Genomic DNA, 10,493 nt, shown 5'->3' on the forward strand with positions numbered 1-10,493 from the left:
AGCAGCAGCGTTTGCAGGCCGGCCGAGGGGCGGTAGTGCTGCACGGCCCAGGCCACGCTCATCGCCGCGGCCAGCGCCGGGCCGATCAACGCGACACCTGCCCAGGCATGCCGCCACACCATCAGCAGCACGCCCGCCAGCAACAGGGCGTTGTAGAGGAACAGGACGACCTGTCGGTCCTGACCGCCACCCACGAGTGCAGGTGTGAGGAAGCCGCCCACCACGGCGAGGGCGCCGAGCACCTCCACGCGATGCCGATCCGCGAGGACGAGCCCGAGGGCCGTCACGAGCACCATGCCGCCGAAGGCCGTGCCCGGCGACACCAGGTCGTACACGTGGAGCGCGGCGTACAGGGCGATATACAGCACGACGAGGCCGCCGCCGCTGAGCGCATGCCCGAAGAACGCCAGGCCGTTGCGGACGAAGCGCTGGCCTGCCGCCACGAGGCCGGCACCCGCCGACAGGCCGATCAGCACCCGTAACGGTTCGCTCACCCACCCGTTGTCGAAGGCGAACTTGATGAAGTAGCTGACGCCGAGGATCAGCGCGCCGATGCCCGCGTACAGCAGCCAGCGTGCGCCGATGCGCTCCTCGAGGCCTTCCGGGCTCGCCGTCGTCGTCGCCGCTGCGGGGAGCGGGAAGGCTGGAAGGTCCGGGGCCGCCGACGGCCCGTCACCCGTGCTCGTCGAGGTCTCGTGCAGGGGCGGCGGGGCCACGTCCGCCAGCGCGGCCGTGGCGACCTCGCCCGCGGGCACGGCGTCGGCGGAGTCGGGCGCGACGACGTCGGCAGCGGACGCGTCTGCGACAGTCCCGCTGACGTCCGTCGCCTGGACTGGTGCGGCGACCTCCTGGGCCGGCATCGACCGCGCCGCGGCCATCTCGCGCACCCGCGCTGTCCACGCAGCCTGCGCCTCGACGTCGCCGGGCGGCGCGGCGCCGCTGGCGCGCAGCGCGGCGACCTCGGCACGCAAGGCTGCGAGGTCACGGGCCAGCGCCTCGGCGCGCTGCGTCGCCTGCGAGGCGCGCAGGAAGGACAGGACCGGCAGCACGAAGGCGACGGCGAGCGACGCACCGAGGAAGACGAGTCCGATGAGGATGTCCACGATGTGCTCGCGAGTATAATCCTCAGGTTACGCGCCCTTCGACTTGCCTCGCGCGCGCGGCTCCCGGGTCCGACTCGGGAGCCTGGCCGAGGGAGGCCCGGGGCGTCTTCCAGGAGACTTCCCGGTTATGGCCATCCGTGTCCTCCACGTGGGACTTGGTCCCATTGGTGTCGGTGTCGTCCGCCAGTGCGCCTCGCGCAAGGGCTTCAAGATCGTCGGCGCGGTCGACCTCGACCCCGCCAAGATCGGCAAGGACCTCGGCGAGGTCGCCGACCTCGGGCGGAGCCTGAAGGTGAAGGTCGAGGGCCGGCTCGGAGCCGCCATCAAGGCCGGAAAGCCCGACGTCGTGGTGCTGTGCACCAGCTCGTCGCTGGCCAAGGTCGCCGAGCAGGTCGCCGACGTCCTCGCGTACAAGCTGCCCATCGTGTCGACCACCGAGGAACTGGCGTACCCCTGGTTCTCGAACAAGCGGCTCGCCAAGAAGATCGACGCCCTGGCCCGCAAGGCCAAGGTGGCCGTGCTCGGCACGGGTGTCAACCCCGGGTTCACGATGGACGCGCTGCCCATCACGCTCACCGGCGTGTGCGAGCGCGTGGACAGCATCCGTGTGGAACGCATCCAGGATGCCTCCATCCGCCGACTGCCGTTCCAGCAGAAGATCGGCGCCGGCCTGACCCCCGAGCAGTTCGCCGAGAAGGTGCAGGGCGGATCGGTGCGTCACGTCGGGCTCACCGAGTCGGTGGCGATGATTGCCGATGCGATGGGCTGGAAGCTCGACAGCATCACCGACGTCATCGGGCCGAAGATCGCGCAGAAGCCCACCCGCAGCCAGTTCCTCGAGGTCAAGAAGGGGCAGGTGGCCGGCATCGTCCAGACCGGCACCGGGTACAACAAGGACGGCCAGGCGCTCATCACGCTGCACATGGAGGCCTACCTCGGCGCGCCCGAATCCTACGATGCGGTCGTCGTGAAGGGTGTCCCCGACCTCCACATGAAGATCGCGGGCGGCGTGCACGGCGACATCGCCACCGCCTCGATCACCGTGAACTCCATCCCGAAGGTCCTCACGGCGCCGGCTGGCCTGCAGACGATGCGCAGCATGGTCATCCCGTCGTGGTTCGGCGGGAAGGAACGCTGAGGCACGTCTCCCGAGGGGCGCCGGCCAACGCCGCGCCCCTCGCGAGTGGGCCAAGGTCCGATTTCGAACTACACCGCGCCAGCGATGACCACGCTGTCATCCACGGCCAGCCGCACCAGGAACGCCCCCAGCAGGAGCAGGGGGGTCGGATCCGCGATCGACGCCGCTGACGGGCTCACGTCGACGAGCACGTCCCCATCGAGCGGGGCGTCCGCGGTGAAGGTCAGCAGCCGGGCATGATCGCGACGGCGCTCGAAGCCCCAGCGCGCGCCGGTCGCGCCGAGGGAGCGCCACCCGAGTCCCTCGCCTCCCGGCAGGTCGATGTCCCCATCAATCCCCCACAGTTGGCGTAACACGATGGGCGGGTGCCGTCCGTCGGCGGGCGTCAGGTGTACACCCTGCTGCAGCACGCCGCGACGATGCAGGTGCCACACGCCGGCGCTCGTCAGGCCGCTGGCACGGCCGTAGCCGCCGAATCCGAGCGAGCCCACGCAGGTCGAACCATCGAAGAGCCATGCCGTGCGCCGGTGCGCGCGCGTCCAGCGCAGCCGTGACGGCAGTGGCGTGGTCAGGGCCTGCAGTTCCGGCGTCATCACTCGGTGAGGACGAGATCTCGCGGCCGGCAGTTCACGGCCTGCGACGAACGGGCCGTCACCGGGTGCCAGCCCGCACGACCACATCTGGCGTCGACCTTGCTAGAGTCGAAGCAGGAGACCTCGATGACTCGACGAGCTGCAGCCCTGCGTCGCCTGGCCCTCGCGTCAGGCATCGCCGCGATCGCCGTGGCGTGTGCCACCAACCCCGCGACCGGCAAGCGAGAGTTCAGCCTCATGAGCGAGTCCCAGGAGGTCGCGCTCGGCAAGGAATCAGACCCGCAGATCCGTCAGGAGATGGGCGTGGTCGACGATCCGCAGCTGCAGGGGTACGTCGATGGCATCGCACGCCGCCTCGCCAGCGCCACCGAGCGTCCACAGCTGCCCTGGACCTTCGCCATCGTCGATGCCCCGGCCGTCAACGCCTTCGCGGTCCCTGGCGGGTTCGTGTACCTGACGCGCGGCATCCTCGCGCACCTCAACAGCGAAGCCGAGCTGGCAGGCGTGCTCGGCCACGAGATTGCGCATGTCACGGCCCGACACTCCGCCGCGCAGTACAGCAAACAGACGGCCGGATCGCTCGGCTTGCTGCTGGGCCAGATCTTCGTCCCCGAGTTGCGACCCTTCGGGCAGGCCGCTGAAGCGAGCCTGGGACTGCTCTTCCTCAAGTTCGGTCGCGATGACGAGCTGCAGGCCGACGACCTCGGCGCCGCCTACGCCACCACCGAGGGCTGGGACCCGCGTGGCGTCGCCAGCATGCTGGAGACGCTCGGCCGGCTCGACGATGGCCCCGATCGGAAGGGGGTCCCCAACTGGCTGTCCACGCACCCGATGCCTGCCGACCGTGTGGCGCGGCTGGAGGAACGAGTGACGGCGTTGCGTACCCAGTCGGGTGGACGCGAACTGGCCGTCAACCGCGCCGCCTACCTGGACCGCATCGCCGGCCTCATGTTCGGCGACAACCCCCGCGAGGGCGTCCTGCGGGGCAACGCCTTCCTGCACCCCGACCTGCGCTTCCGGATGGAGTTCCCACAGGGATGGCAGGTGCAGAACACCCCGCAGCAGGTGGTCGCGCAGCCGCAGGGCGGAGGCGGCTACGTGTTCCTCCAACTCGTGCAGCAAGCCCGCGGGCGATCGCTCGAGGAGGTCGCGGCGGCCGATCTCGGGCAGACGGGCCTGCAGTTCATCGACGGCGGAGACACGCGCGTGAACGGACTGCCGGCCTTCATCGGCACGTTCCGCGGCCAGTTGCCGGATCAGGGCGACGTGGTCTTGCGGGCGGCCTGGATCGCGCACGAGCAGAAGGTCTTCCGCGTCGCCGGCCTGGCCTCGCCCCGCAGTGCCCAGGGCGTCGTCCGTGCCGTCGACGCGACCGTGCAGTCGTTCCAGCCGCTGTCGCGTGGCGAGGCCGACCGCATCCGGCCCAACGTGATTCGGTTGCACACGGCGCAGGCGGGCGACACCTGGGAGCGGCTCGCGACGGGGCCCGGCGCCGGCGTGGTGCCCGCGCGGACGCTCGCCGTGCTCAACGGCTACGCGCCCCAGGAGCCGCCGCGGGCAGGCGACCGGATGAAGATTGTCGTCGAGGCCAGGTAGGACGCCCCCGGGAGTGCGGCCCATGGGTCATGGCTCGATGAGCCTCCCAGTCTGAATGCTCTCTGAGCCCTGAGCCCTGAGCCCTGAGCCCTGAGCCCTGAGCCCTGAGCCCCAAGCCCCAAGCCCCAAGCCCTGAGCCCTGAGCCGTAAGCCCCCGGCCTTACTTGACGGCGCTGACCTTGGTGGCGACGCTGCCGTAGACGGTGTTCAGGCTGGTGCCGACCGAGGTGACGGCGGTGGTCGTGGCGAGCGCGACGAAGCCGGCGAGCAGCGCGTACTCGATGAGGTCCTGGCCCTGGTCGTCGCGGATGAGGGTGAGCAGCATGTTGATCATGGTCGTGAGCTCCGTGTGAGGTCGTGTGCGTGTCTGGTGCGTTACTTGACCGCGGCGACCTTGGTCGCGACGCTGCCGTAGACGGTGTTCAGGCTGGTGCCGACCGAGGTGACGGCGGCGGTCGTCGCGAGCGCGACGAAGCCGGCGAGCAGCGCGTACTCGATGAGGTCCTGGCCCTGGTCGTCGCGGATGAGGGTGAGCAGCATGTTGATCATGGTCGTGAGCTCCGTGTGAGGTCGTGTGCGTGTCTGGTGCGTTACTTGACCGCGGCGACCTTGGTCGCGACGCTGCCGTAGACGGTGTTGAGGCTGGTGCCGACCGAGGTGACGGCGGCGGTCGTGGCGAGCGCGACGAAGCCGGCGAGCAGCGCGTACTCGATGAGGTCCTGGCCCTGGTCGTCGCGGATGAGCGTGAGCAGCATGTTGATCATGGTCGTGTGTCCCTGTGTCCTTGGGCCCATCATCGGGCCGGCGTTCGAGCTCGTGTCCTCGAGCTGAAGCGACTGTACGGGAGGCGGCCAGGGCCTTCCCAACGCAAGCCAACAGCAGGCGGTCGGCGTCGCGCGGGCCACGGATCGCGTGCATCCACGCGGCCGCCGGCCAGGCCTCCCGCCTCTCGCCGCAGGCGTCACGCGTCGACCGCCACGGGCCTCGCTGAAAAGCGTCAGTAATCAGTTGCCAATTTTCGGCGGCGTCGCGCGATGACTGGCGGCGCCGTGAGGTGGCCTGGCCGGAGGCCTCGCGCGCGGCGTCCCGCGCGAGGCTTTGTATACTGGCGGCGACGCATGCCGCCCCCACGCCGTCGTCCCGCCCGTGCGAGTGCCTCGGCGCCGTGGCTGCGCACCGCCGGGCGCGTCCTGGCGGGCCTGGCCGCCGCCGGCGTGCTCGCGGTGGGCTACCTCGCGGTGACGGTGCCCGACGTGCGTCCGCTGCTCGACGCGCCGCCCATCGAGACCGCGTTCATGCGCGTCCGGCAGCGGCAGGCGCACGCCGAGGGCAGGCCCCTCCGGCAGGACTACCGCTTCGTGCCCTACGCGCGCATCGCGCAGACCCTCAAGCGCGCCGTGCTCGTCACCGAGGACAGCGGATTCTGGGAGCACGAGGGCATCGAGCTCGAGGCCATGAAGGAGTCGCTCGAGGCCAGCCTCGCCAAGGGCACCATCGTGCGCGGCGGGTCCACCATCACGCAGCAGCTGGCCAAGAACCTCTACCTCTCCGAGTCCCGCGATCCGCTCCGCAAGCTGCGTGAGCTGATGATTGCGCATCGACTCGAGCGCGTGCTGAGCAAGACGCGAATCCTCGAGCTGTACCTCAACGTCGTCGAGTGGGGAGACGACACGTGGGGCGCGGAGGCGGCCAGCCGCCACTATTTCAGGAAGTCGGCCGCGAGCCTCGGCGCCAGCGAGGCGGCCCTGCTCGCGGGCGCCCTGATCAACCCCAACGTCTACAATCCCGGGCATCCGCCCCGCCGCTTGCTCCGCCGGCAGGCGATGATCCTGCGGCGCATGCAGATGCGCGATGCGCCGGTGCCGCCACCCGCGCAGCCGACGGCGACGGCGGGTGAGCCGTCCGCAACGACCTCCGGTGAGTCCGAGGCCACCGCTCCGGCGTCAGACACGGTGATCCCGGTGCCCGCGGAGCCGGGTCCGACGCCCGAACCGGCGTCCCCACCTTCGTCAGAAGAGCTGCCCGCCCCGCCGCCGACGCCCGTCCCTCGAGCTTGACCGCGTGGCCGCCGCGGGTGTCTCATGTTGCGGCCCGAACGACCGATTCGCTCCCACAGCGATGTTCCACTTCACCGACGCGCTCTCACGGCTCATCGCCGACATCGGCCAGCGCGTCCCGGGGCTCGCCCACGTGCGCCCGGAGCGCACCCTGGTGTTCGCACGGCGCGGACGCACCGGCGCCGACGGGCCCAACGCCACCTGCCACTGCCTCACGCTGCCGACCAGCGAGCCCGGCTACTACTTCTGGGCCGACGCCGACACCGGCGCGATCACCCGCCGCTCGCCCTGGTTCGTCACGCGGTCGCCGGAGGTGGTCGTGCATGGCACGCCGGTCGAGTACATGATCTCGGTCGGCCTGCCGCGCTTCGCCGACCAGGTGGGCAGGCGCAAGCTGGAGCGCTACGCCGGGCTGCCGCCATGGGTGGTGCGCCTGGATACCGTGGTGCACGAGCTCTACCACATCGCGCCCGATGCCACCGGCCTGCGCCAACTCGCGCGCGCCGATGGCACGCTCGACCAGCGCACCCACCCGCCGCGCTTCTTCGACGATGTGCGCGACCTCGTGCTCGCGTATCTCGAGACCGCGCCGTCGGCCGACGTGCTCGAGGTGGTGCGGCACGACTTCGCGACGCTCCAGGCGCGACACGGCCACGTCGTCGGCACCACGTTCCGCGACGGCACCTACCCGCAGCGCTATGTGCACGTGCTCGACACGCAGCCCTCGGATCCCGATGTGCGTGTGGATCCGTTCAAGGACACGCCCGGACGAGCCGCCTTCACCGAAGCCGACCTGGTGATGCGCGACTTCAGCCGCGCACAGCGACGCCTCGTGCCCGTCTGCGCCGCCTGACCAGGTAGGCCGGGATGTCACGGAGGAAGGTAGGGCGGGATGTCCTCATCCCGCCGTTGGCCGCTGGCGGCGCGGTGGGACACCGCGCCCTACCGGTCCCTCAGGTTTCGTCCAGCGTCACGTTCCAGTACAGGTAGTCGCGCCAGCTGTCCGGCGTGTGGCGCAGGCCGATCGTCAGCCGCACCGCCGGTGCCTTCGACGGGCGCTTCGGCGTGCGGATCAGCGCCATCCCGGCCTGCTCGGGCGTGCGTCCGCCCTTCCGCCTGTTGCACTGCACACAGGCGGCGACGATGTTGTCCCAGGTCTTGCGTCCCCCCTGGGCGACCGGGATGACGTGATCGAAGGTGAGGTCGGCGGCAGGGAAGCGCACGCCGCAGTACTGGCAGGTGCAGGCGTCGCGGGCATAGATGTTCGCGCGCGAGAAGGGCACATCATCGATGGCCCGCCTGATGCGAATCCGCCTCAGCAGGCGGATGACCGAGGGAAGACGGAAGCTCAGCGAGACGGAGCGCACTTCCCGGTCGTAACTGGCGACGACCTCCACCTTGCCCTGGCACCACAGGGTCAGGGCTTTCTGCCAGTCGACGACCTTGAGGGGCTCCCACGTCGCGTTGAGAAGCAGTGTCTGCTCCATAGCGCCGTAACCGACCCCGGGTGGCCTCCTCCAGCCACCCCTTCCACGTGTAGACGAACTCCGGGTAGTCTGTGCGAGCCCGATCGGGCTGTCAAGCCGCCCGAACGGAGGTAACGTGCACGTGACTAAAGAGTTAAGCGTGACCCGCCGATGCGTATGGCGGATGAGGTTGTTCGCGCGCGTCGACGCGCTCCCGCGTGTGCTGCTGCTCCTGGCGCTGGCGTCCCTCGGCTGGATGGCGGGCTGCGCCTCCCATGGCATGGCGGGGATCCCCGTCGTGACCAAACCCGAGGCGACCCTCAACGGCGACCAGCTGGTGGTGCAGGCGCGTGGCTACACGGGCGTGGCGTACCGACCGGGCGGCGCGACCCCCGACGGATTCGACTGCAGCGGCTTCGTGCAGTACCTCTACGGCCAGGCTGGCGTCGAGTTGCCGCGGACGGCAGACGAGCAATTCGCCATCGGGCGCGAAGTCGACGGCGATGCCCTCCGCCCTGGCGATCTCGTCTTCTTCCGCACCAGCGGTCGCCGTGTCTCGCACGTCGGCATCGCCCAGGGCGATGGCACCTTCATCCATGCGCCCAACACGCGCAGCCGGGTGCGCATCGACAGGCTCGACCAGAAGTACTGGGCCACACGCTTCGCCGGCGCCCGCCGCATCGTCGACTGAGCCGCGAGCGGAGAGCCGGTCCTGGCGACGGCCGGGCTCGGAGAGCCGGCCCTACCCACTGCCGACTCCCGACTGCCGACTGTCGACTGATACGATCCCCCCATGCCCCGCGCCGACATCCATCGCATCCTTCCCCGCGCGGTCACGCCGGGCGGACGCCTCGAGGTGGCCGGCAGCGGCTTCGACGTGCAACCCGGTCGTGTCCCGGCTGTCACCCTCGGCGGGCGCGCGGCTCGCGTGTGTCGAGCGTCGTCTCGGGCCCTGGTGATCGAGGTGCCGGCGGATGTGCCCGGCGGGGAGCAACCGCTCGCCATCGAGGGCCTCGAGGGCAGCACGCCCCTGGTCACGGTCGGCCACCCGGTCACGACGGGCGTGCACCAGGTCGACAGCCCCGCCTTCGACGCCGAAGGACGGCTCTACGCGACGCTCAGCGGGCAGCGCGGGCAGGACACGCCCGTGTCGGTCTTCCGCATCGGGGCCGACGGTGTGCGCGAGCCGTTCGTCAGCGGGCTCGGCAACGCCACCTCGCTGGCGTTCGGGCCCGACGGGCATCTCTACGTGTCGAGCCGCTTCGAGGGCACGGTGTCGCGTGTCGGCCCCGACGGCGTGGCGACCAGGTTTGCCGAGAACCTCGGCGTGGCGTTCGGCCTGGCCTTCACGGCCGCCGGCGACCTGCTCGTCGGCGACAGGTCCGGCACCGTGCACCGCGTGCAGCCGGACGGCCAGCATGCGCCGCTGGCGAGCATCCCGCCGAGTGTCGCGGCGTTCCACCTGGCCGTGGCGCCCGAGGGCGACGTGATCGTGGCCGCGCCCACGCTGAACTCCTCGGATGCGCTGTACCGGATCGCGCCGGACGGCACGGTGTCGCGTTGGCTCGACGGCTTCGGGCGGCCCCAGGGGCTGGCCTTCGATGCGGCGGGCGTGCTGCACGTGGTCGACGCGTTGTCGGGCGACAGCGGCGTCTACCGGATTGCGGCCGACGGCAGTCGCATGCTCGAGGTGAGCGGCGTCGGGCTCATCGGCGTGGCGTTCGATCCCACCGATGGCGCGATGGTCGTCTGCTCGGACGACACCATCTACAGGATCGGGTAAGGATCGGTCGACGTGAACGTCGACCGCCACGAACCCGATACTCGGCAGTCGGCAGTCGGCAGCGGCGCTCGATCGCCACGAGCCCCACCATGTGGTTCGTAGCCGTCGACCTTCAGGTCGACGGTCAGTGATCCTGCCGAGCCTACCCTACAGGCCGGCCTTGCGCTGTTGCGTGCGCGCGACGTTCGAGGCGTAGGTGATCGGTGACGCCTGGCCGGCGGGCGGGAACCCGGGCTGCTGGTACACCGGATAGGCGGATGTGCGCAGGTGGGCCAGCATGTGGTGGCCGACGCGGGTCTCGCGCTCGTGCCGCAGGGCAGCGATGTCGACGGGCGCCACCACGATGCGTTCTCCAGGCCCCGGCGAGGCCTCGGCCAGCAACCGCCCGTCGAAATCGACCACCTGGCTGCCGCCCGGCCACGAGTACGGTGGGTAGTGCCGCAGGCTCGCCCCCTGGTTGGCCGCGACCACGTAGGCCATGTTCTCCAGCGCGCGCGTCCGGTTCACCAGCGTCCACCAGTTCATCGGCTCGGTGGCGCCCCACGGGTCCATGTACGCCGACACGCGGATCAGCACCTCCGCGCCGTTGGCCGCCAGTTGTCGAATCGCTTCCGGGAACAGCCAGTCGTAGCAGATGGCGCACCCGAGCTTGCCGATGGGGGTGTCGACGACCGGGAACAGCGGCTCGTCGTAGCCCTCGAGGTCGTGCGGACTGGCGTGCACCTCGAACGGAATCCAGGGGTTCACCTTGCGGTAC

13 protein-coding genes are annotated in these 10,493 nt (G+C 70.5%); 6 read left to right on the top strand and 7 right to left on the bottom strand.

The features are described 5' to 3' along the window. On the bottom strand, positions 1-1,103 hold a 1,103-nt coding region (locus ACIRDX_RS16760; protein ID WP_396626585.1), incomplete at its 3' end, for a DUF2339 domain-containing protein. 127 nt (positions 1,104-1,230) lie between these two features. Between ACIRDX_RS16760 and ACIRDX_RS16765 the strand changes: the two genes are divergently transcribed. Further along, positions 1,231-2,241 carry a dihydrodipicolinate reductase gene (locus tag ACIRDX_RS16765; protein WP_396626586.1) on the top strand — a complete coding sequence of 337 codons (1,011 nt, stop codon included), beginning with the start codon at positions 1,231-1,233 and terminating at the stop codon, positions 2,239-2,241. A 68-nt stretch (positions 2,242-2,309) separates the two neighbouring features. Here the strand turns inward: ACIRDX_RS16765 and ACIRDX_RS16770 are convergent, their stop codons facing one another. Then, entirely contained in the window at positions 2,310-2,834 is a 525-nt protein-coding gene (locus ACIRDX_RS16770) for a hypothetical protein (RefSeq protein WP_396626587.1), read from the bottom strand. Between the two features lie 126 nt (positions 2,835-2,960). Between ACIRDX_RS16770 and ACIRDX_RS16775 the strand changes: the two genes are divergently transcribed. Next, on the top strand, positions 2,961-4,430 hold the full coding sequence (locus tag ACIRDX_RS16775; RefSeq protein ID WP_396626588.1) for a M48 family metalloprotease: 1,470 nt from the start codon (positions 2,961-2,963) through the stop codon (positions 4,428-4,430). Between the two features lie 160 nt (positions 4,431-4,590). On the opposite strand, the gene ACIRDX_RS16780 is transcribed toward ACIRDX_RS16775, so the two are convergent. The 3 genes from ACIRDX_RS16780 to ACIRDX_RS16790 are packed head-to-tail and all read right to left on the bottom strand — an operon-like array spanning position 4,591 to position 5,185. Continuing rightward, positions 4,591-4,755, bottom strand: a complete 165-nt coding sequence (locus tag ACIRDX_RS16780) for a Flp family type IVb pilin (RefSeq protein ID WP_396626589.1) — start codon at positions 4,753-4,755, stop codon at positions 4,591-4,593. Between the two features lie 50 nt (positions 4,756-4,805). Further along, positions 4,806-4,970 carry a Flp family type IVb pilin gene (locus ACIRDX_RS16785; protein ID WP_396626590.1) on the bottom strand — a complete coding sequence of 55 codons (165 nt, stop codon included), beginning with the start codon at positions 4,968-4,970 and terminating at the stop codon, positions 4,806-4,808. 50 nt (positions 4,971-5,020) lie between these two features. Beyond that, positions 5,021-5,185: a Flp family type IVb pilin gene (locus ACIRDX_RS16790; RefSeq protein ID WP_396626590.1), complete on the bottom strand. Its 165-nt coding sequence runs from the start codon at positions 5,183-5,185 to the stop codon at positions 5,021-5,023. Positions 5,186-5,548: 363 nt separating this feature from the next. On the opposite strand from ACIRDX_RS16790, the gene mtgA reads away from it, so the two are divergent. Both mtgA and ACIRDX_RS16800 read left to right on the top strand, forming a co-directional pair. Continuing rightward, positions 5,549-6,487, top strand: a complete 939-nt coding sequence (gene mtgA, locus ACIRDX_RS16795) for a monofunctional biosynthetic peptidoglycan transglycosylase (RefSeq protein ID WP_396626591.1) — start codon at positions 5,549-5,551, stop codon at positions 6,485-6,487. A 61-nt stretch (positions 6,488-6,548) separates the two neighbouring features. Further along, positions 6,549-7,340, top strand: a complete 792-nt coding sequence (locus tag ACIRDX_RS16800; protein WP_396626592.1) for a hypothetical protein — start codon at positions 6,549-6,551, stop codon at positions 7,338-7,340. A 100-nt stretch (positions 7,341-7,440) separates the two neighbouring features. Here ACIRDX_RS16800 and ACIRDX_RS16805 read toward each other — a convergent pair whose 3' ends face one another. Then, complete coding sequence (locus tag ACIRDX_RS16805; protein ID WP_396626593.1) at positions 7,441-7,884, bottom strand: HNH endonuclease; 444 nt, start codon at positions 7,882-7,884, stop codon at positions 7,441-7,443. A gap of 229 nt (positions 7,885-8,113) precedes the next feature. Here ACIRDX_RS16805 and ACIRDX_RS16810 point away from each other — a divergent pair, with 229 nt between their 5' ends. Then, positions 8,114-8,644, top strand: coding sequence for a C40 family peptidase (locus tag ACIRDX_RS16810; protein WP_396626594.1), 531 nt, complete (start codon positions 8,114-8,116; stop codon positions 8,642-8,644). A 102-nt stretch (positions 8,645-8,746) separates the two neighbouring features. Continuing rightward, positions 8,747-9,736, top strand: coding sequence for a gluconolaconase (locus ACIRDX_RS16815; RefSeq protein ID WP_396626595.1), 990 nt, complete (start codon positions 8,747-8,749; stop codon positions 9,734-9,736). Between the two features lie 147 nt (positions 9,737-9,883). Here the strand turns inward: ACIRDX_RS16815 and ACIRDX_RS16820 are convergent. Beyond that, positions 9,884-10,493, bottom strand: a 610-nt coding sequence (locus ACIRDX_RS16820) for a nitrilase-related carbon-nitrogen hydrolase (RefSeq protein ID WP_396626596.1), incomplete at its 5' end; no start/stop codon positions are given.

The organism is Luteitalea sp., assembly GCF_044337415.1.
In the GTDB taxonomy this organism is placed as follows: Bacteria; Acidobacteriota; Vicinamibacteria; order Vicinamibacterales; family Vicinamibacteraceae; genus Luteitalea.